At 37.9% G+C, this 22,045-nt stretch carries 14 protein-coding genes; 5 read left to right on the forward strand and 9 right to left on the reverse strand.

Annotation, left to right across the window (positions count from 1 at the left end):
• From tamB to CKV78_RS09655, 4 genes are all read right to left on the reverse strand, one after another.
• Complete coding sequence (tamB, locus tag CKV78_RS09640; protein ID WP_005764143.1) at positions 1-4,047, reverse strand: autotransporter assembly complex protein TamB; 4,047 nt, start codon at positions 4,045-4,047, stop codon at positions 1-3.
• Between the two features lie 18 nt (positions 4,048-4,065).
• Complete coding sequence (gene tamA / locus CKV78_RS09645) at positions 4,066-5,832, reverse strand: autotransporter assembly complex protein TamA (RefSeq protein WP_005764141.1); 1,767 nt, start codon at positions 5,830-5,832, stop codon at positions 4,066-4,068.
• Positions 5,833-5,983: 151 nt separating this feature from the next.
• Positions 5,984-6,613, reverse strand: a complete 630-nt coding sequence (locus CKV78_RS09650; RefSeq protein ID WP_005764139.1) for a response regulator — start codon at positions 6,611-6,613, stop codon at positions 5,984-5,986.
• 16 nt (positions 6,614-6,629) lie between these two features.
• Positions 6,630-9,146 carry a class I adenylate cyclase gene (locus tag CKV78_RS09655; protein WP_005764138.1) on the reverse strand — a complete coding sequence of 839 codons (2,517 nt, stop codon included), beginning with the start codon at positions 9,144-9,146 and terminating at the stop codon, positions 6,630-6,632.
• Positions 9,147-9,297: 151 nt separating this feature from the next.
• Here CKV78_RS09655 and hemC point away from each other — a divergent pair, with 151 nt between their 5' ends.
• From hemC to CKV78_RS09675, 4 genes are read left to right on the forward strand one after another with little or no spacing between them, the layout of a single operon-like run.
• Complete coding sequence (gene hemC / locus CKV78_RS09660; RefSeq protein ID WP_005764135.1) at positions 9,298-10,233, forward strand: hydroxymethylbilane synthase; 936 nt, start codon at positions 9,298-9,300, stop codon at positions 10,231-10,233.
• A 13-nt stretch (positions 10,234-10,246) separates the two neighbouring features.
• On the forward strand, positions 10,247-10,993 hold the full coding sequence (locus CKV78_RS09665; protein ID WP_005764133.1) for a uroporphyrinogen-III synthase: 747 nt from the start codon (positions 10,247-10,249) through the stop codon (positions 10,991-10,993).
• A gap of 45 nt (positions 10,994-11,038) precedes the next feature.
• On the forward strand, positions 11,039-12,460 hold the full coding sequence (locus CKV78_RS09670; protein ID WP_005764131.1) for a uroporphyrinogen-III C-methyltransferase: 1,422 nt from the start codon (positions 11,039-11,041) through the stop codon (positions 12,458-12,460).
• 12 nt (positions 12,461-12,472) lie between these two features.
• Positions 12,473-13,741, forward strand: a complete 1,269-nt coding sequence (locus tag CKV78_RS09675) for a heme biosynthesis protein HemY (RefSeq protein WP_005764129.1) — start codon at positions 12,473-12,475, stop codon at positions 13,739-13,741.
• A 58-nt stretch (positions 13,742-13,799) separates the two neighbouring features.
• Here the strand turns inward: CKV78_RS09675 and recX are convergent, their stop codons facing one another.
• Together recX and recA are read right to left on the reverse strand one after the other, a co-directional pair.
• Positions 13,800-14,261, reverse strand: coding sequence for a recombination regulator RecX (recX, locus tag CKV78_RS09680; protein ID WP_005764127.1), 462 nt, complete (start codon positions 14,259-14,261; stop codon positions 13,800-13,802).
• Between the two features lie 110 nt (positions 14,262-14,371).
• Entirely contained in the window at positions 14,372-15,436 is a 1,065-nt protein-coding gene (gene recA, locus CKV78_RS09685) for a recombinase RecA (protein ID WP_005764125.1), read from the reverse strand.
• A gap of 232 nt (positions 15,437-15,668) precedes the next feature.
• Between recA and mutS the strand changes: the two genes are divergently transcribed.
• On the forward strand, positions 15,669-18,251 hold the full coding sequence (gene mutS, locus CKV78_RS09690) for a DNA mismatch repair protein MutS (RefSeq protein ID WP_005764123.1): 2,583 nt from the start codon (positions 15,669-15,671) through the stop codon (positions 18,249-18,251).
• 50 nt (positions 18,252-18,301) lie between these two features.
• Here mutS and CKV78_RS09695 read toward each other — a convergent pair whose 3' ends face one another.
• From CKV78_RS09695 to CKV78_RS09705, 3 genes are all read right to left on the reverse strand, one after another.
• Positions 18,302-20,074, reverse strand: a complete 1,773-nt coding sequence (locus CKV78_RS09695) for a DUF4209 domain-containing protein (RefSeq protein WP_005764121.1) — start codon at positions 20,072-20,074, stop codon at positions 18,302-18,304.
• A 16-nt stretch (positions 20,075-20,090) separates the two neighbouring features.
• Positions 20,091-21,209, reverse strand: a complete 1,119-nt coding sequence (locus tag CKV78_RS09700) for an anhydro-N-acetylmuramic acid kinase (RefSeq protein ID WP_005764120.1) — start codon at positions 21,207-21,209, stop codon at positions 20,091-20,093.
• 136 nt (positions 21,210-21,345) lie between these two features.
• Positions 21,346-22,014: an NAD(P)H-dependent oxidoreductase gene (locus tag CKV78_RS09705; RefSeq protein ID WP_005764118.1), complete on the reverse strand. Its 669-nt coding sequence runs from the start codon at positions 22,012-22,014 to the stop codon at positions 21,346-21,348.
• Between the last annotated feature and the right edge of the window lie 31 nt (positions 22,015-22,045).

Here is a 22,045-nt window from a genome sequence, read left to right on the forward strand (position 1 = left end):
CTAAAATTCAAACTGATAGAGCAGATCTACTGCTTGTGTCACACCAGAAACAGATTGTAGATAAAGTTTTGGTAATAAACGATAACGAACAGTAAATTCTGCTAATCCATCAAATAAACCTACACCGTATTTCACTTGTAAGCGTGGAGTAATGCTACCACTTACAACAACTTTAGATGCATCCCCCACTCCTTGGGTACCTAAGTTAAGATCTTGAATGCCAAAGGCCTGTCCAATACCTCCAACCACTTTGCCGCTTTTCGCTAAGCCTAAGCCAAGTAATGCAGCACCGATTGAACCACCAGAACCACCTTCCCCGCTATTTTCTAATGAGCGGCCAGTAAGAATATAAGATAATGCTTGGTCTTGTGACATTCCTGGTTCAGAAAATACTTTTACTTCGGGGCTTTCTGCTAAACCAACCACTTTCACTCCAGCAATAATCCCCGAGGTTTCCATTGACTCAGGGTTACGAATCGCTTCAATATTTAACATGGGCTGTGATGGTAAACCAGAGAAACTAATTAAACCTTTGCGAATTAACAAATCCTGACCAAATGAAGCATAGCGACCATTGGTTAAGTTAATTTGACCGTATAAACCAAGGTTGCCTTTGTCTTGGCGTACTGAAAGTAACCCATTCAAATTACTGGTTAAACCATAAGCATCAAGGTGTACATCTTTACCAATGTTGATAGTAAGGTTCGATACAATTTCCATACCTGATTTGGTTTTAGCTGGTAATTTCGGTAATTTCTTATTGGTCGTTTTACCATCTAAAATAACTTCATCTTTACTTACTTCAACTGCACTTGCTGGTAATTCTTCAATGGCAATACGTGCCCAAGGGATATCCACATTACCTGAAAGTTCTAGACGTTTCGGATTTGCATTAATATAAATATCAGGGCTGACTCGTAATCTAGCGATGGATGGGATATCAACTTTAAATTGGTCAGCTTTGATATGTAATGTACTAGTCCATTTATCCATTGTCTTCCAGCTTGCATTTCCAGTCATATCAAGTTGGCTATCAGCTGTTTTAATGTAACCTTGCAAAGTAGAGTCGTGGCCACGGAAGTTCAGGTTTAGTTGACCGTCGTTAATGTCAAATGGTAACGCTGCCATTGTTGCACGAATACGTTGAATATTGAAACTACCATTCAAGTCAGGTGAATTGAGGTTGCCACCAAATTTAATATTGGCTGTAACTTTACCGCCGATATTGTCTTTTAATGGTAAAATTTGGTTAAATATATCTAAATTTAAGTGATGAATAACAAAAGCACCACCTAACTGACGAGCTTTAGCCAGATCTTTAATATCAACTTGCGCGGTCATTTTCCCTTCATCTTGTACGTTTAATTCGGAAGTTAGAGCAAGATTATTGTTGTGTAAATTGGCATTGAGCTGTAATTTTAGAATATCTAAGTTAAAGGAACGGCGATCAATTTTTTGGCTAAATTCAAGATTTTGACCATTCACCGCTACATTCAGTTGAGGTGCTTTATCTGAAAACCAAGCAATTTTTCCTTCGCTTGTTAGCTGACCTTTTAGCATATTTTGTTCAGTCAGTTGATTAACTAATGCTAAGTCGAATTTTTTAATGTTAAACGGCACTTCTCCTGATTTTCCCGCTTGGAAATTTTGTGGGAAGCACAATTCAATATTAGAATTTTGCCAACAATGTGCGTGGATATTGGCTATTGTATTTTTGTGATCATAGTTGATGTTAACCGCTTGATTGGTTTGCCAACTACCAACAGGGGATTGGATATTAATTTGACTGATATTACCTCTCCAATTTTGTGAAGTGCGGTCAAAACTCCCATTAATATTCAGTTTTGCCCCCACAGGGTCACCTTGTGAAGTTAAGATGAGTTGATGCTGTTTTTCATCGCCTTGTACCGCTAATTTGGCGCTATTTATTTTTATATCACTGTAATTAAGTCCGTCTAGTTGTAGATCAAGTTGGCCTTTGGAACCTTGAGCAATATTGATATCGCCTTTTGCTTGTAAGTTATAAAGGTTTAATTCCTTGAACTTAATTTGTTTACCCGTTAAATCAAGAGATACTCTAGGTTGAATTAAATTTCCAGAGATGTGCATTTGAGCTTTGATATTACCCATCAATGTTGGTAATAAGCCTTGTAGATTTGGTGCATTTATATCAAGTTTTAAATCGGATTTTTCGCCTAAGAAACCATGTGCGTTAATTTTATTGTCACCATAAGTGATTAATAACTCAGGTAGCTTTACTAATAAGTCACGAATGCCTTGTTCTGCACCAAAACTTAATTTACCTTTTAATGCAAGTGGGCGGTTTGAAAGCGAGCCTTGTAAATCCAGATCTGGAACATCAATCAACCACTTATCTTGGTTGATTAAACCTGTTGAAAATACAGAACCTGATAAAACAGTGGGCACATATTCACTTAAATTGAGCTTGGCGAGCTGTAAATCGCTGTACCACTGCACGCCATTACGCCAGCCTAATTTACCTTGCATTGTTGCAGTGCCTTGCAACGCATCTACACGCAATTGATTAATAGTGAGATCGGTTAATTCACCCGTCGCATCAAGTGCCAGTTTGGTTTTTGGAATATCCATTCCTTCTGCTTGCGCAGTCAGTATCATTTTGTAGTTCAGTAGGTTACCGCTTAAAGCTAGATCGGCTGCTGGTACTGTGAGAATATTTCTTTGCGAATCATCCCATGGGTATTTGAAATCTTTTATATCAAGATTTAACTGAAAAGGCGTTTTCGGTTCGTGTAATTCCACTTGTCCAGTTAACGATGCATTGACAATGCCGTTGGTTTGCAAGGAAAGTGCGGTCTGTTTTAACAAATTTCCTGAAATTTGAATTTTTGCATCCGTTTTAGGCAGTGTGAAGCTTGCACCGAGCTGTTGTTTTACCAATTGAGATTGCAAATCTAATTGAATTGGATAATCACCACTTAATTGTAGTTGACCTTGCCCGTGAATTTGTCCCGCACTGCTTTCTAACGCAATCGTGGTTAATTGCACTTTATCGCCAGTAGCATCGGCTTGTAATTGCACGTTTGAGATTTCAATTAGTTGATTATTTTCAGGTTTTTCAGCAATGTGTTGATATTGCCATTGGTTGCCTTGAATATTTGGTAAATGAATATCGAACGGTAATTCGACTTGCGGTAGATCCGCTAACAAAGGTTGCGAAAGGATTTCAGCAAGTTTGTCCCAGTCGATTGGTGATTTTGTTTTTTCCGCTTTTTCATCAGCAGCTTTTTGATCAGCTTGGTTGTGAACAATCTCTTCACCTATGGCTTTTTCAACTTGTTCACCAACTTTTTCCACTACCTTGTCTGCCACTTTTTCTTTGACTTTATCCGTTGCAGTTTGTGCAGTAGCTAGTTCAGCTTGGTTCTTTTCAGCCTTTTCAATTGTGGCTTTGGCTTTCATTGCAATGAGCAATTCATCAATGTTGGTCGGCTGAATGGTTAATCCCGTTTCATTGTTTAAACTAACCGCACTTTGAAAGCGAGCCAAATCAATGTTGTTTTCATCGATTTGTACTTTTGCCTGCTCAATGAGAATATTTTCCACTTCCACGGACATTGGCAATGTAATGCGCTGCATTGGCTGATTGCGTTCTTTTTTCGCTTTGCTTGGTGGTAAAAGCGCCGTATCTACTTGAATATGGGGTTGTTTGACAGTGATATCTTGGATACAAATATGCAAACGCAATAAACAATTCAGCCCCATTCGTAGGCGAACTTGCTCAACGTTGGTGGTGACACCTTGAGAAGTGATTTGTAGCTTATCCAGCACTAAACCTTCTTGTAAGCTACCACTGACTTTTGCAATAGCCAGATTATCAAGGTATTTATCCGCAAGTTCGATCAGATTGCGTTGTCCAGCGCTAGTGCTTAACGCAATGACAAGTGCGAAAATAGGTAAAAACATGACCGCACTTACACAGAGTAAAATGCGACACCATCTGCGTTTTTTCGGCTTTGCAGTCGGTTGTGTTTCATTGGTTTCAGTATTTTCTGTTTTATCTGTCATTCTTAAGTATCCATAGGATTAAAGTTCTGCACCCAGCCCAATGTAGAAATGGATGTTTTTGCTGTTGTCTTTATCTCGAATTGGGGTTGCGATATCAAATTTAATTGCGCCCACAGGCGATGCCCAACGCACGCCCATTCCTGCGCCATAACGGAGTTCTTCACGTTTGAAGGTATTTGCCGCTAAGCCAGTGTCACCAAAAGTAGCTAACCACCAGTCTGGATAGACTTGGTATTGATATTCAAAGCTACCGGTGAGTAAGCGTGAGGCACCAATTAATTTACCTTGAGCATTTTTCGGTGAAATTTTCTTATAGCCATAACCACGTACACTACGATCCCCTCCTGCAAAGAAACGAATTGCTGGTGGAATACGTTGAATATCTTTTGTATGTAACCAACCGAGTTCTAAGCGAGTCACAATGCGGTGGTTTTGTGCATAGGTTCTGACCCAAAGGCTAGAGGCTTGTACTTTGAAAAAGTCTACATCAGATAGCCACCAAGTACGGCCAAAATCAACAGTGATATTTTGACGATCTCCCCAAGTTGGGAACAAGCCTCCCTGTAAGCGAGTGCGACGTAAGGATGCGGTTGGATAAACTAATAAGGTTTTATCTTTTACATTCGCTTGGGTGAAAGAATCATAACGCACACGTAAGCCCAGTGAATGTTGCCAACCAGCCGCATGATTCCAATAACGTAATGCTGCAAATGTTGAGGCAAATGTATTGGTATCATTGATCTTTTCATTTTCAAAACCCGTAGACATTTCATAATAATAATTTAACGGATTTTTCAACAAGGGCATTTTATAGGTCGCTTCCAAAGATTGTTTTGGTGCTGATACATAAAGGTTAGTGCGGAAGCTATGACCACGATTATTGATCCAAGGTTTGTTCCAACCTAGCTGTAAGCGAGGCCCTACATCCGATGCCCAGCCGATACCCACTTCCATGCTATTTTTTTTACGTGGACGGAGCATTACATTCACATTAACAAGCTTATTGTCATCATCTAATTCAGGTTGTAACAATACTGAACTAAACCAGTTTGAGGAAGTGTAATTATTGGTGAGCTTAGACAAGTCATTGATTAAATAAGGATCGCCAGATTTCACATTTGACATGTTGCGCAAATAATCTTCGCGTATTTGTGAGTTCTCGAAGGTAATTTCACCTATATGATAACGCTCACCACTATCATAGGTTAGACGCCACCAGGCTTGGTACTTAGAGGGCATAATTTCAAGGCGAGAACGGGTAAAGTCTGCGTCAAAATAACCTCGACTTAACGCTATTTTTTGTAGGCTATCTTTATAATTATCGTAAGTTTCGTGATTGACGATAGTACCTTTTGCGGGAACGTTGTTTTTGAATTTATTAAATTCAGTATCATTTTTTGCATCGCCTTCAATTAGTACATCGGTTGCAGCAATTTTAACTGGTTCACCAATATCCACGGTTGCTAGCAAAAGGTGAGCGGGAATATCATCTTTTTTATTTGGTAACTGTTTCAGTTGAAATGCTACTGTGCTGTGGTAATAGCCGTAGGCCCTTAGCCCTTTGTTAATCGCATCTTCGACTAGCTCTTTATGTCTATCAGATCCATCTGCATCATATTCATCAATTAGATTAATATAGATGGTCACATTCTCTTTGAGAGTTGAATTTTTGATACCGATAACTTCGGTTTTTACTTGAGCAAACGAGGTAGCACTGACAAATAGAGTGCTAATTATGAGCATATTGGCAATGGATAATGCCACTTTATTGCGAAATAATTTCATAGATTCCCCAAATAGAAAATTTCTTTAGTGTACCTTTTAATCAACTAAATTGGCAATGTAAAGTGCGGTCATTTTTGGGAAATTTTTATTAATTTACAAATGAAAAAAAGCCAAGAAAGTATACTTGGCTTATTAAAATATTGAAACGAACTTACAGATTTTTGTGTTCGAAATAAAGCACTGTCGCAGCAACACGTGAATGTACGTTTAATTTGCGTAGTAAATTACGAATGTGGACTTTGACGGTTTCTTCTGAAATAAACAGCTGCCCTGCAATTTGTTTATTTGATAAGCCCGTAGCAATTAAGCGTAGTACATCCATTTCTCGATCTGTTAATGAATAAATTGGATCGGTAGCAGATTGTCGTTCAATTAAAGCATTCTTAATTGAGTCACTTAAGATTACTTCACCTTGTGAAATACGTTTAATTTGACCTAATAAAGTGTCTGGTTCTGTATCTTTTAATAGATAACCATCAGCACCTGCATCAATTAAGGTAAAAATATCGTTTTTTGAATCAGATACAGTGAGGATTAAAATACGAGCATCAATACCTTCTGAACGTAGTGCTTTTAATGTATCTAATCCTGATAAGCCTTTCATATTTAGATCAAGAATAATTAAATCAGGTTGAGTCTGTAATGCGAGATTGATGCCTTCACTGCCATTACCCGCATCTCCTACAACACTAAAACTTTCGTCTAATTCAATTAATTGTTTGATTCCTCGACGCATCAATGGATGATCATCGATAATCAATACTTTCATTTTTTCTGACATATAACCCCCAATATGACTATGACATCGCCAATCGACTATGGAATGGCACTATTTTAACCCCATTCTCTTGTGATAATAATTGATAAAACTGTGGATAGTTAAAATCACGCTGCACAATTTTATACGGATTATTATTTTCATCCAAGCTTGAAGATTGATAAATATGATTTATCTCTTTTATCTTTTGCTCTTTTGAACCATCGCAGTTACGATAAATTTCAATTCGATTAGCTTCATCTAAAATATAAACATTAAAGGAATTATCAGGGTTATCTTCAAAAAAGAATTGTAAAAAACCTTCGCTCGCAAAGTTGTCCATTTCAGGTGGATAAGATCGTGCTTGTGCCCAAGTTATAATTTCTTTTTCTTCTATTTCATGTTGAAGTGCGGTATCAAATTCTGAATTTTCTACTAAATTATCTTCACTCAACTCTTGTAAGCTAATGCCACGTTCTTCAAAGAAAAATTGCCAGTTTTTACCTGCAACACGTAATAAGTTATTTTTTGGTGGTTGTGTAGCGCCAATTTGAATGCTTATACAACGGTTAATTAATGCCGTGACAATATTGCGTAATGTCCGTCGATAACGATAGCTATAACAGAAGACCTCCACTGATTTTGGGGAAGGTGCTCCACGGTGAATTTTATTAGAAAGTACTTTTAAAGCTAATAAGATAGCGTTAGGTCCTTCAAAATGTAGGGTGCGGATCTCATTCCAAAGGTTACGATAAGTAATATCAATACTGCCAACTAAGCTTTCTTCTTTAGGACCAAAGCTGAAGAGATCACTAGCATGAATTTTTTCTTTGGCTTGTGTAAGGTTTTTCGTTGGATCAACGGTCAAGTTAATTGCGACTATTAGGTTGCTAATCTCGCAAGTATTACTTAGGTTTTCATTAGTGGCGGAAGGTATTGTAGTTGGAAAAGATAAACGTAAATCGGTAACAAAGTTCCGCAAGGTATTGAGTGAAACATTATCACTAATAATATTAATATGTGTATTAGCCGTTAATAAACGATTGAAGTAAGTCCAAGCGACTAATTTATTTAAGCTGGTACTGTGCTCTGTGTAACGCTTTTGTGATAGACCATCCAGATTTGGCGTATGATTCACTACATACCAACCATCTTTAAAGGATTTGTTGTTTTTTACTTCAAAAAACAGCAAGTTCTTTTCCGATAAGTCTAAGGCAATCTGCGGGTTTAATAAGGTAATCTTGCCTGGTAGTTCTTCAAATGCAGTATAAAGTTTGCGAGTAAGCACCGTAATATCTTGCGGCATAATGCTAGAATTTACTTTATGTTTACGAGCAAAATTTACTAAATTACGATAACTCAGCATTAAGAATTTAACTAAGCTATTATGCGACTTTTTGACGTATTTGATTTTCCATTGAGGGCGTTGATTAAGTTCTTCAATTAAACTGTCAGACCATTGCCATTCTTTCACTAGCTTTTGTAAGTAAGCAACACGCCAGTTATTGCGACTATTTTCATCTTCCCAATTAATGCCTTCAGTGGCTTTTAAATAAACACTACGACGAACAAAACCCAAGCGTTTTAATTCATTATTTTGTTGAAGATAACGTGTTGCACGCTCAAGCATTGCTAAGTAAGGGTCAAATTGGTGGGATGGATTGACTTTTCCAGTCAATAACTGCTCTTTGAATTCACGTGCTATCAAATAAGTATTTGGATATTCAGAAGAATAGGTTTCCAGAGATAAGATCTTAATCACTGACTTATAAGGCGCATCAATTCCTTTGTAAAGTTGCCACAAGCTTGCACCGAAATATTCGTTAGCTGAAAATGACCCTAAACCACCGAAATCAACCCAATCATCCAAATTAATTTCTTGATTGGCAACCAAGCGCTCGACTTCGCTTTCATAATGTATTTCATTTTGTACTAGTAAATGCTGCCAAAGAAGGGGTTTACCTGCTAAACGAATCGCTGAACGATAAAACTCATCAAGCAACAACATATATTGTGCTGATCCACAATTTTCTGCAGTTAATGGCTCAGCATAACGAAAACAGCGGAAACGCTGTTGATCAATAAGATAAAGGTTGAGCTCAATATGAAATTGGCCAGCCCATTTTTGTAAAAAATCGGCTTTTCGTTGCAGGGCAGCTTTTTCTTCTAGGCTTAAATCTTCACGATGGCAAACCCAAATGTCCAGATCAGATAAAGCAGTTTGTGAGATTGAGGCAATGCTACCCATTACATACACACCTAAAATGGCATTCGAAGTGCGGTACGAAAATGAAGAAATAGTATCTTGCGCTAAATTGATATTTGGTAGGTTTTCGCGCAAGTAATTTTTTTGGTAAGCAGTGAGTTTAAAATCGACGATCCCTGCAGGCGAATCAGAAGTATAGCCTGGTAAATTAGGATGGTTGGCGTGTAATAACAACGTGATCAGTTGAAATACGTGTTTAAATTCATTAGAAGTATCTAATAATGCACGTTTGAGGCGTAAATTATCTAAATATTCAACTTGTTTTTTCGCACTAAAGAGATCGTAATTCAAGTCATCCCCTACAATTTTATAATGCAGTGTGTTTTCTCAATTACTCTAACATTTGCCCTGTATGAAAGCAAAAAAATTAAATGGAAACTGACATTTTGGGTGAACAATGGTAGGATAACGAAGGATTATTTTATGAAAAATGAATACATTTATGACAAATAATACGTTGAAAATTGCGACTCGCCAAAGCCCACTTGCGTTGTGGCAAGCGAATTATGTGAAACAACGTTTAGAGAGTTTTTACCCAGATTTAAACGTGGTTTTAGTCCCTATGGTGACAAAAGGCGACGTTATTTTAGATACACCATTAGCCAAAATTGGTGGTAAAGGATTATTTGTTAAAGAGCTTGAAATTGCTTTATTAAGTGGCGAAGCGGATATTGCGGTCCATTCAATGAAAGATGTGCCAATGCAATTCCCAGAAGGGCTTGGATTAAGTGTAATCTGTCCACGTGAAGATCCGCATGATGCTTTGGTTTCAAATACTTACCGCACTTTAGAGGAGCTTCCTCAAGGTGCTATTGTCGGTACATCCAGCTTGCGCCGTCAGTGTCAATTAAAGCAACTTCGTCCAGACCTAAAAATTGAATCATTACGAGGTAATGTTGGCACTCGTCTAAGTAAATTAGATTGTGGTGATTATGATGCGATTATTTTGGCGGCTGCCGGTTTAATTCGTTTAGGGCTTACTGAACGTATTGCATCATTTATTGATATTCAAGATATGTTGCCAGCAGCAGGACAAGGCGCAGTGGGGATCGAGTGTCGTAAAAATGACAGTCGAGTACAACAATTACTTGCTCCGTTAGCTGATATTGAAACTACTGACTGTGTATTGGCTGAGCGTGCGATGAATACGCATTTACAAGGCGGTTGCCAAGTGCCAATCGCAGGTTATGCGATTATTGAAAATGATCAGATTTATTTGCGCGGATTAGTAGGGGCACTCGATGGTTCCGCAATTCTTCGTGCAGAAGCAAAAAGTGCGGTTAAAAACGCGGAAAATTTAGGTATTCAAGTAGCTGAAATGTTGTTACAGCAAGGTGCAGGCAACATTCTAAAGGTATTATATTCAGCTAAAAATTAAAGGAATTAAAATAATGGCAGTGTTAATCACACGTCCCGACGAACGAGGAAAACAACTAGTTGAAATGCTGATACAGTCAGGTGTTTTTGCTATTCATTTGCCATTATTTACTATTGAATCAGGCAGAGAGTTAAATGATTTGCCAAATAAGTTGTCTCAATTAAAAGTAGGCGATTATGTTTTTGCGGTTTCACCGCATGCGGTGACATTTGCAGTTCAAACCTTGAGGCATACAGGATTTTCTTGGCGTCAGGATTTAAATTATTTCGCAGTTGGGCAACGCAGTGCGGAGTCTTTTACTGCTCAGATAGAACGGCCAGTGTTTTATCCAAATCAGCAAGAGACTAGCGAAGGATTGTTGAACCTCCCTGTAATGCAACAGCTAGCAGATAAAACGATATTAATTTTGCGTGGAAATGGTGGGCGAGAGTTTTTTGCAGAACAAGCCGAATTACGTGGTGCAAAAGTTGAAATTGTGGAATGTTATCAACGCATACCTATAGATTATAATAACGCAGAGCAAATTAGTATTTGTAAACGTGCTGGGATTAACAGGATTGTCGTGACAAGTGCAGAAATTTTGCAGTATCTTATGGATTTTGTTCCAGAAAATGAACATAATTGGTTGAAAAATTGTCAACTTATTACAATTAGCAGACGAATTGCCAATTTAGCGATGGCGCAAGGTTGGACAAATATTGTGATTTCGCCAAAGGCGGATAATCATAGCTTATTGCAAACTTTATTAAGCACTAATTGATTTATACAGAACTCTAAATCATCATAAAGGGAAATAGGTATTACTATGGCTGAACATAAAATAACATCTTCTGAAACCAATGAAGTACCAAAGAATGATGCTGATGTTGTGGAGATTAAAGCAGAGGCACAAGAAATGGTGAAACCTGCAGAAAGTGAAGTAAAGAAACGATCTTCTAAAACAGAAACTACAGCAGAGCATCATAAAGTGAAAAGTCACAAAGTGGAAATCGAAACACAGAAAATGAAAGCCGAGCCAGAAATGAAGCAACCTGAAATTAAACAACCAGAAGTGAGAGAAACGGTCGTGGTTAAAAAAGGTGGTACAGGCTTAGCACTATTGGCGTTGTTGATTGCATTAGGTCTTGGTGGTGCGGGTTATTATTTTGGTCAGCAGCAAGTAGATAAAATGCAGCAAAAATTGACCGCACTTGAAAGTAAAGTTGCACAACAAGTTCTTGCCCAGCCCGTTGATTTTCCTTCCTTCGATAAAGAACGTCAGCAGATTGAACAGTTAGTCGCAACATCATCTGCGTCGGTAGAAAAATTAGCGCAGTTACAAAGTGAATTGACGATTAAAGATCAAGCTATTTCTGCATTACAAACACAAATCAATCGTTTAAATACAGCTTCGAAAGAAGAACAACCAAATGACTGGTTATTATCAGAAGCTGATTTCCTTTTGAATAATGCTTTGCGTAAATTAGTGATTGATAATGATGTTGATACTAGTATTTCCTTATTAAAAGTCGCAGATGAAGTATTGACGAAAGTATCAGATCCTCGTGTGATTAGTGCAAGAACGGCATTGAATGGAGATTTAAAACAATTGCTCGAAGTGAACAATGTGGATCAAAATGCGATTATGCAACGTTTATCACAACTTACGACAATGTTAGATGAAATGGATGTGCTTGATGTGAATTTTGGTGAGTCACAAAACACTTCAACACAATTAAGTGATTCAATTGAAGATTGGAAAGAAAATGCAGAAAAAAGCGCAACTTCATTCCTAAATCACTTTATTCGAATCACACCAAGAAATGCGAATGACAAAGTATTATTGGCACCAAATCAAGATATTTACTTACGTGAAAATATCCGTTTACGTTTACAAATTGCTATTATGGCAGTACCTCGTCAACAGGATGAGCTTTATAAACACTCACTTGAAACAGTGGCATCTTGGGTAAGAAGCTATTTTGATACAAATACTGAAGTGGCACAAAACTTCTTGAAGAGTGTAGATGAATTGGCAGAACAATCGATTTACGTTAATGTGCCAAACCAATTATCGAGCTTAAATGTGTTAGATAAATTGCTAAATAGAGAACCTCAAGAATTACAAAAAGTTGAGATCTCTGTGGACAAATCCTTATCTGAAGTTAAGCCTGACAGCAAAGCTGAAAATGTGGTGGAAAAAATGGAAGAAACAGTCCCTCCAACACAAGCTGAACCACAACAGTAGAGGAAATAGATTATGTTTAGAGTGCTATTTTTAATGCTGGTATTGTTAGCTGGCTTAATTGCAGGTCCTTACTTAGCTGGTAAACAAGGCTATGTGCTTATTGAAACCAGCAAATACAGCATCGAAATGTCTATCACCACATTAGTCATTTTCTTTGTTGTGATTATGGCAGTAATTTATGGCATTGAGTGGGTTGTAACCCGTTTCTGTCGATTAAGCAATAATACTTACACTTGGTTCTCTCGTCGTAAACGTGAAAAAGCGCAAAAACAAACCCTAGAAGGTTTAATGCGTATGGATGAAGGTGATTATTCAAAAGCAGAAAAGTTAATTGGTAAAAATGCAAAACACGCAGAGGAACCTATACTTAACTTTATTAAAGCAGCAGAAGCTGCTCAACAACGTGGTGATGACTTCAATGCAAACCGCTATTTAATTCAAGCGACTGAACTTGCAGGTTCTGATAACTTGATGGTTGAATTAGCAAGAACTCGCATTTTATTGCAGCAAGGTAAATTACCAGCTGCACGTAGTTCAGTAGATAGCTTGTTAGTGATGACTCACCGTAATAAAGAAGTACTGAAACTTGCGGTAGAGATTTATTTAAAATCAAAGGCCTATCTTGCTCTAGATAATATTCTAGATCAAATCGAAAATTCTAGCTTATATTCACCAAGTGAATTTCTTACTTTAAAAACACAGGTTGAAGAAGGTTTGCTAGATGAGAAAATGAATGAAGAAGGCGTAGACGGCTTATTAGCTTGGTGGAAAGAGCAACCTCGTAAACGCCGTAATGATGTGGCAGTGAGAATTGCATTAATCCAACGTTTAATTGATTGTAACGATCATGAATCAGCCTATGAATTGACAGTCGATACTTGGAAAAAAGTAGAAGAAAATACGGTTGATACTAAATCACTGTGTGTGCAAATTAACCGTTTACAACCAATGGATAATAGTAAGTTAATTAAGCTTATTGAAAAACGTGCGAAAAAAGCTGATGTGAGTGTTCAGTGCTGTATCAATCGTGCGTTAGGTTATTTATATGTACGTAATAACGAGTTTAACCAAGCAAGTGAAGCTTTCAAGAATGTGATCACTTGTAAAAGTGAACTTGAGCCATACGACGTGAATATGGCTGCTTATGTGTTTGAGCAGGTAGGTGAGCATACATTAGCACAGCAAGTGAGAGAAGAGAGTGTTAAAGCAACAATGGCAGTGACGGCATTAACAAATGTGCAAACTGATGCAAGTACGACCGCACTTTTAGAAAATAAATAATTGATAAAATCATAATTGAAAAGGGCACTTAAACTAATTAAGCGCCCTTTTTATTTGCTTAATATATTTCATCAGATTGATGATTGCCAATATAATGGGAAAATTCATCGGGTTTAAATCCGTGCGACAGCATATAACGCCACACTTTCTGCTTTAACTTTAAGTCATTAATTTCTGGATAATTAGGGAATTTTTTACGTAATACAGATAGTGCTTTATCTTCCCAATTCACCTCCATTTCTTGCAATACATCATAAATGACCTCAGAAGAAATGCCTTTGATTTTCTGCAATTCTTGTTTGATTCTAGCTAGTCCATATCCTCGCTGTGCTTTAAATGTCAGATAGTTTTCCGTGAAACGACGATCGTTTTGCCAATTCTTCTGTTGGCAAAAGGCAAGCGTGTCATCAATTTCTTGTTCAGAAAATTGCTTTTCTTGCATTTTGCAGCGGATTTCAAATTCACTATATTCTCGTCGGGCTAATAAACTCATTACATAATTTAATGCTTGTGAAGACATAATATAAGCACCTTTTATCAGTTTCTATTTATGTATTTTAATGAAAAAAGTGCGGTGAAATTATTTAAAATAATCACCGCACTTTTTGGCATATTGAGGATACTAAGGGATTAATAATCTGAATCCAAATCCATATCTGCTTCATTTTGTTCAGCAATATCAGCAGCGAGGACTTTCTCTGGATTCGCTAATAATTCATTACGTAACTTAGTTTCTAATGCTAATGCTTCTTCTGGGTGTTCTTCTAACCATTTCATTGCATTTGCTTTGCCTTGACCGATTTTCTCGCCATTGTAAGCATACCAAGCACCAGATTTATCTACTAATTTGTGTTTCACACCTAACTCAATGAGTTCACCTGTTTTTGAGATACCTTGACCGTAAAGAATTTGGAAATCCACTTGGCGGAATGGCGCAGCCACTTTGTTTTTCACAACTTTTACGCGAGTTTCGTTACCAATCACTTCTTCACCATCTTTGATTGCGCCAGTGCGGCGAATATCTAAACGTACAGATGCATAGAATTTTAACGCATTACCACCTGTTGTGGTTTCTGGGTTACCAAACATCACACCAATCTTCATACGAATTTGGTTGATAAAGACAACTAAGCAGTTTGAATTTTTAATTTGACCAGTCAATTTACGTAATGCTTGTGACATTAAACGTGCTTGTAAACCCATGTGTGAGTCGCCCATTTCACCTTCAATTTCTGCTTTTGGTGTTAATGCAGCAACCGAGTCAACAATGATCACATCAACAGCACCTGAACGCACTAATGCGTCACAGATTTCTAATGCTTGCTCACCATTATCTGGTTGTGAAACTAAAAGCTCGTTCACATTTACACCTAATTTTGCCGCATAAATTGGATCTAATGCGTGTTCAGCATCGATAAATGCGCAGGTTTTACCTTCTTTTTGCGCTTGTGCGATAACAGATAATGTTAATGTGGTTTTACCTGAAGATTCTGGTCCGAAGATTTCAACAATACGACCCATTGGTAAACCGCCGATACCTAATGCAACGTCTAAGCTAAGTGAGCCTGTTGACACAGCTTCAACGTCTAATGCTTGGGTATCGCCTAATTTCATGATTGAGCCTTTACCAAATTGTTTTTCAATTTGACCAAGTGCTGCGGCGAGCGCTTTATTTTTTTCTTCTTTAGTTGCCATTTTTGAATCCTCAATAAAAAATCATTACCAGAAATTTGGGTGTATAATAACTGTATGAATAAACAGTATCAAGTCATTTTTACAAAATTTGTGAAATTTGTTCCAAAATGAAAATTTTAATTGCGTAAGAATTGGCGTGACGGCATTTGATCTTTGTATAAAGCTATATGGTGTCCTGTGATTTTATGCGAAAATAGACCGCACTTTTGTTACAAATTTATAGAGAATTGGAATGGATAACTTAGACTTGCACACGCCAATGATGAGACAATATTTAGCTCTCAAAGCGGAAAATCCCGATATTTTGTTATTTTATCGAATGGGGGATTTCTATGAGCTTTTTTATGATGATGCGAAGAAAGCGGCAGCATTGCTAGATATTTCATTGACTAAACGTGGGCATTCTGCGGGGCAACCTATTCCAATGGCGGGTGTGCCTTATCACGCTGTTGAAGGCTATTTGGCAAAGTTAGTCCAGCTCGGTGAGTCAGTGGCGATTTGTGAGCAAATAGGTGATCCTGCAACTTCTAAAGGGCCTGTTGAACGTCAAGTGGTGCGTATTGTGACCCCGGGGACAGTCAGTGATGAAAGTTTATTACCAGAACGGCAAGACAACTTAATCGCTGCACTGTATCAAGAAAAATCGCGTTTTGGTTTAGCGATTTTGGATATTAGCTCAGGGAGTTTCCAAATTAGCGAACCTGAAGATCGTGCAAGCTTGCAAGCAGAATTGCAACGTATTTCACCGGTAGAAATTTTGTATTGTGAAGAGCTTGCAGATTTTGCAGCGATTGAACATTTGAAAGGATTACGCCGTCGCCCAATTTGGGAGTTTGAATTAGGCACAGCAATTCAGTTACTTAACCGCCAATTTAATACCAAAGATTTACGTGGTTTTGGGGTCGAAAAAGCCATTTTAGGTTTATGTGCCGCAGGCTGTTTATTGCAATATGCGAAAGACACGCAACGCACCGCATTACCGCATATCCAAAGCATTACTTTATTACAAAATTCTGAAAATATTCAATTAGATGCAGCGACTCGTCGTAATTTGGAGTTAACTCAAAATTTAGCGGGTGGAACAGAAAATACACTCTCTTCTGTACTAGATAAATGCGTGACTGCAATGGGTAGCCGTTTGTTAAAACGCTGGATTCATCAACCTATTCGTGATCGCAGAAAATTGTTGCAACGTCAGCATATTATCGGCGCATTGTTAGAGCAGGATTTAGTCGCTCAATTACAACCTTACTTGAATCAAATTGGTGATATGGAGCGTATTCTTGCGCGCGTTGCATTACGTTCTGCACGCCCACGTGATTTAACCCGTTTGCGTACCGCATTGGCACAACTGCCGTCGATTCGCCAAATCCTAGAAAATCAAACTTCGCCAAATTTAACCGCACTTTTACAGCCAATTGGTGAATTTTCGGCACAATTAGATTTATTGCAACGTGCATTAATTGATAACCCGCCAATGCTTATTCGTGATGGTGGCGTGATTGCAGAAGGGTATAATGCCGAGCTTGATGAATGGCGTAGTTTGTCTGACGGTGCAACTCGTTATTTGGAAGATTTAGAACGCCGCGAGCGTGAAAGTACAGGCATTGATACTCTAAAAATCGGATTTAATGCAGTGCACGGATATTATATTCAAATCAGTCAAGGGCAAGCACACAAAGCACCAATGCATTATGTTCGCCGTCAAACGTTAAAGAATGCGGAACGCTATATTATTCCTGAACTAAAAACCTATGAAGATAAAGTGTTGAAGGCTAAAGGTGCAGCGTTAGCATTAGAAAAACAACTTTACGAAGAAATTTTTGACGAATTATTACCGCACTTGGGCGCATTACAACTGGCAAGCTTGACCTTAGCGGAACTGGACGTGTTGACCAACTTAGCAGAGCGTGCAGAAACACTGAATTATGTTGCACCACAATTTAGCGATGAGATTGGTGTGAATATTCAAAACGGTCGCCATCCTGTGGTTGAGCAAGTATTGAAAGAGCCGTTTATCGCCAATCCTGTGCATCTCACCCCACAGCGCCATTTGTTGATTATTACTGGTCCAAATATGGGGGGTAAAAGTACTTATATGCGCCAAACTGCATTGATCACATTAATGGCATATATGGGCAGTTTTGTGCCGGCAGAAAGTGCGGTGATCGGTCCAATCGATCGCATTTTTACCCGTATTGGTGCGTCAGATGATCTGGCTTCTGGTCGCTCAACCTTTATGGTGGAAATGACCGAAATGGCGAATATTTTGCACCAAGCAACAGCAAATAGTTTAGTGTTGATTGATGAGATTGGTCGAGGCACCTCTACTTATGACGGCTTATCGTTAGCTTGGGCCTGTGCGGAATGGTTAGCCAAAAAGTTACGCTCACTGACATTATTCGCCACCCATTATTTTGAATTGACTGTGTTGCCAGAACAGCTTGCAGGCACAGCCAACGTGCATTTGGATGCCTTAGAGCATAATGACACTATTGCGTTTATGCACTCGGTGCAAGAAGGTGCAGCAAGTAAGAGCTATGGTTTGGCGGTAGCCGCATTGGCTGGCGTGCCACAATCTGTGATTAAGCTAGCAAAACAAAAATTAGCCCAATTAGAAAAACTGTCACAACAAAATGCGGATCAGCGTATTCAAGATTTACGCCAGCTCAATCAAACACAAGGTGAATTGGCGTTAATGGAAGAAGATGATGGTAAAAATGCCGTTTGGGAAATGCTCGAAAAACTCGATCCTGACGAGCTCAGCCCAAAACAAGCATTGGCATATTTGTATCAGCTGAAGAAATTGGTTTAATAGGAAAATAAGTACAATAAAAGCCGATTTTCGGCTTTTTATATGAGCCTCTAGATATTTCTAATGATGATTCGTAATACCATCCACCAAGCATAGATATAAGTATACGAGTTACTATCCTCATCATTCAACAAACCATGAGCAACCTTATTTCTGAGGTTAGCACCTAAGGGATGTGTAAATACCGCTTGGAGTTCGAACCACAGATCGTCTCCTAAAAGATTTCTGGATTGTTCATCATCTAATAAAGAAGAAAGGCTTCTCTCATTTTCTTTTCCATCCGGATCGGTATGGGTAGTAATTACACCATTATTTTTGAGATATTGTCTGACTATATTCTCTACTTGTGGTGTCAATAAATGTATTGCATTACCAAAATTATATTCAAATCCTTGGAACAGTGCTTCTGCAACAGAAATGACCCTGTTATCAGGCACTATGCGGGAGTGTTTACATAAAGAAATTAAGATTTCTTTAGATATAGCATATTCATTTTGAAGTTGCATAAATGCTGGCTTTATAGATGTAATAACTTCAAATCCTATATGCATCGGGAAATTATGAATAGCTTTTTGAAAAAGAACTTGCTCTTTGTTTTCCTGTGTCAAAGGTTGAATTTCTTGAATTAATCTACCATCACTAGAAAAACAAGAATAGCTGGCAAGATTCTGGAAAATTGTTTTTCTAGCTATGTCTTCTGTTTGTTGAAGTATATTATTTAAATTACAAGACGAGATGCCAGAAAAATATCCTAATGCTAATGATATGTCATTTTTATTTGCAACATGTGCAATAGCTACTTGTTTTAGTTTAGAAACATCTATTTCCGGTGTTTTTACAAGAGTAAACTCATCAATCATTGATTGTGCTGATGTATTTATCCGATTTATAAGATTATTTAGTTTTGTATCATCAATACAAAATTTATTCCTATATCTTTTGGGGATTTTTCTATAAAAGAGTAAAGCTTGCCTATAGTTGTGATTTGCAGTTATGTTACTGTGAGATTTATTTAGATCGCCTTGTTCTTCGTGTAATTTTCCTAAGAGGTGATCGCATTCCGCAATTTTTTCTGAATTTTGTATTTTTTCAAAGATACTTTTAGCACCTGAAATGTATTCATTTTTTGCATTAAAAGGATTTTCAAATTTTGGAAGTGCTATTTTTAAAAGTTTTTCTCCTAATTGTTGAAGAATACTATTATCTAATCCTGTATTTAAAACGATTTCGCTAATGCGTAATTGATGAAAATCCCAATGTATTGAATCCTTTTCAAATTCCAGTACAAGTTTATTTTTTATTTCCTCTGATATTGTTTGATCTTTTAGAGATACGCTTAAATAACTAGCACGCTCCCATAAGTCATAAATATCAAGATAAGAAAAGTTATTTGATGCTTCAATTGCAAGGTAGCTCTTAATCGCAGTAATACAGTGTTCTCTTTTCTTAGGTTTAGCATATATCCATAAAATATCGGCAATTCTTGCTTTTAAAATAGGTTGCTCAATTTCTTCTAGAATATCAGCTAAAGAATCAAGTTCTTCACTTGTTAATAATGTAGGTGTGAAAATAGGGTATGGGTTAGAACAAGATGCTATGAATGGTTCATTTCTGCTAGTTGGTTGAAGGGTTGGTGATGTTACTTTTGCTAATAATGTTAACGTCTCTGCTATTTTTTTATCTTTTTCCTTATTAGCTTGACTACTAAATGCAGAGGCAATTTCAAATACTGAATATGGTTCATTCGGTCTTTTAAGAAGTGAAAATACTTCTGTACATTTTTGTTTTAATATTTCCTTCTCACAAAACTCAAGGTTAGGCATGAACTTTTTCTCCTATTTATATAGACACACTCTTTTCCTTCGGATAAATTGCCCCCAAACTTACCGCACTTTTTGCGCCGGTGACACTTGGCAAATTGGCTGGTAGGTTGTTGAGGCGTTGGTGGGCGAGCCACGCAAAAGCAGCGGCTTCTACGTAGTCAGCATCTAAGCCGTAGTCATTGGTGGTTTGGACTTGCCATTGAGGTAATAAAGCTGCGAGACGTTCCATTAATAAGCTATTTTTCACCCCACCGCCGCACACTAATAAGTGACGCTCTAAATCTGTTTCAATCAGATTGAGCTGCTCCACAATGCTTTGTGCTGTGAGTTCTACAAGAGTTGCTTGCACGTCTTGCGGTAAAAGTGCGGTATGTTTTTCTAATTTTTTATGAAGCCAAGCTAGGTTAAATAATTCTCGTCCTGTGCTTTTCGGTGGGGGAAGCACAAAGAACGGTTCATCGAGTAAATCTGCCAGTAAGTCAGTATTCACTTTACCGGATTTTGCCCATTCTGCATTTTTATCATAGGATTTGCCTTGATGTTTTTCGATCCATACATCTAACAAAGTATTGCCGGGACCAGTATCATAACCAATCACTTCTTCATCTGGTAAAAGACGAGAAATATTGCTGATACCACCTACATTTAGCACTACTGTGGCTTGATTGGGTTTCAGGAATAGTGCTTGATGAAACGCTGGCACTAATGGCGCTCCTTGTCCACCAAATGCCATATCTTTACGGCGGAAGTCTGCTACCGTTGTGATGCCGGTTTTTGCAGCGATTAAGTTGGCATCGCCAATTTGCATGGTAAACGGATATTGGCTATTTGGTGAATGCCAAACGGTTTGACCGTGGCAACCAATTGCGGTGATCTGTTCTGGAGAAAGCTGATATTTTTGTAAAAACTGTTTTATGCAGTCGGTATAGAGCAAACCAAGCTGATGATCTAATTCGCCTAAGGCTTGCAATGTGGTTTCGCCCGAATTGCATAATGCTGAAATATGTTTTCGTATTGCAGGTGGCATAGGGTAAAAATCAGAATGGATAAGCTGTGGCTGCTCATAGGAAAAATCCATTAACGCCAAATCTACTCCATCTAAACTTGTGCCAGACATTACACCGATATAGTACATAATCGTTCCTTATTTCAGTTTGCTTGAATTTCATTATAGGGGAAGGGGAAAAAATAGCCAAAGTTTAGTTTTTAGCAGAAATAAAAATAGGCGCATAGTGCGCCTATTTTTCATATTTTAAATCTGGTTGGGATAATTATTTTACCCATTCCACCACATCATCAAAGGCTTGGCGTGTTTTAGCTTTTGGTTCATTTAAGCGATAGCCAAACGCGATCATTACGCTCAGCTTATATGTATTGGGATCATAAAGCCCCTGTTCTGCAAGGATGCTATCCATTTTTTCTAATGGGAAACCTTCAATTGGGGTTGAATCCACGCCGATCATTGCTGCACTGGTGAGCATATTTGCCATAGCAATATAACTTTGACGGCAAGCCCAATTATAGAATGCTTTTGAATCTTGTGTTAAGGAGAAATCTTGTTCAGTAAAAGTGCGGTAGAAATTTTGGCGCATTTTTAGTATATCTTCAGGAAGCTGGTGGATATCTCGCATCATATGTTGCACATATTCACTATCAGCAAGTAGAGTTTTTGGTTGACGTACTAACACGACGACAAAATGGCTACAATCCGTCACTTTATCTTTTGCACCCCACGCTATATCACGGATGATTGTTTTAATCTTCTGATTTTCAATCACCAAAAATTTCCAAGGCTCAATGCCGAAAGAGCTTGGTGAAAGGCGCCCTGTTTCTAAGATAAAACGAAAATCCTCATCACTGATTTTTTTCGTAGGATCGTAAGTTTTGCATGCGTGGCGGTAGTGGAAAGCATTAAGAATATCTGTTTTTGCTATCGACATATTTTTTCTCCTAATAGTTCTTTCTTTGTTT

It is taken from the genome of Pasteurella dagmatis, from assembly GCF_900186835.1.
In the GTDB taxonomy this organism is placed as follows: Bacteria; Pseudomonadota; Gammaproteobacteria; order Enterobacterales; family Pasteurellaceae; genus Pasteurella; species Pasteurella dagmatis.

Bases quoted from the DNA above. Each gene is read 5' to 3' on its own strand.
- tamB (WP_005764143.1), bottom strand. From the start codon at position 4,047: ATGACAGATAAAACAGAAAATACTGAAACCAATGAAACACAACCGACT.
- tamA (WP_005764141.1), bottom strand. From the start codon at position 5,832: ATGAAATTATTTCGCAATAAAGTGGCATTATCCATTGCCAATATGCTC.
- CKV78_RS09650 (WP_005764139.1), bottom strand. From the start codon at position 6,613: ATGTCAGAAAAAATGAAAGTATTGATTATCGATGATCATCCATTGATG.
- hemC (WP_005764135.1), top strand. From the start codon at position 9,298: ATGACAAATAATACGTTGAAAATTGCGACTCGCCAAAGCCCACTTGCG.
- CKV78_RS09665 (WP_005764133.1), top strand. From the start codon at position 10,247: ATGGCAGTGTTAATCACACGTCCCGACGAACGAGGAAAACAACTAGTT.
- CKV78_RS09670 (WP_005764131.1), top strand. From the start codon at position 11,039: ATGGCTGAACATAAAATAACATCTTCTGAAACCAATGAAGTACCAAAG.
- CKV78_RS09675 (WP_005764129.1), top strand. From the start codon at position 12,473: ATGTTTAGAGTGCTATTTTTAATGCTGGTATTGTTAGCTGGCTTAATT.
- recX (WP_005764127.1), bottom strand. From the start codon at position 14,261: ATGTCTTCACAAGCATTAAATTATGTAATGAGTTTATTAGCCCGACGA.
- recA (WP_005764125.1), bottom strand. From the start codon at position 15,436: ATGGCAACTAAAGAAGAAAAAAATAAAGCGCTCGCCGCAGCACTTGGT.
- mutS (WP_005764123.1), top strand. From the start codon at position 15,669: ATGGATAACTTAGACTTGCACACGCCAATGATGAGACAATATTTAGCT.
- CKV78_RS09695 (WP_005764121.1), bottom strand. From the start codon at position 20,074: ATGCCTAACCTTGAGTTTTGTGAGAAGGAAATATTAAAACAAAAATGT.
- CKV78_RS09700 (WP_005764120.1), bottom strand. From the start codon at position 21,209: ATGTACTATATCGGTGTAATGTCTGGCACAAGTTTAGATGGAGTAGAT.
- CKV78_RS09705 (WP_005764118.1), bottom strand. From the start codon at position 22,014: ATGTCGATAGCAAAAACAGATATTCTTAATGCTTTCCACTACCGCCAC.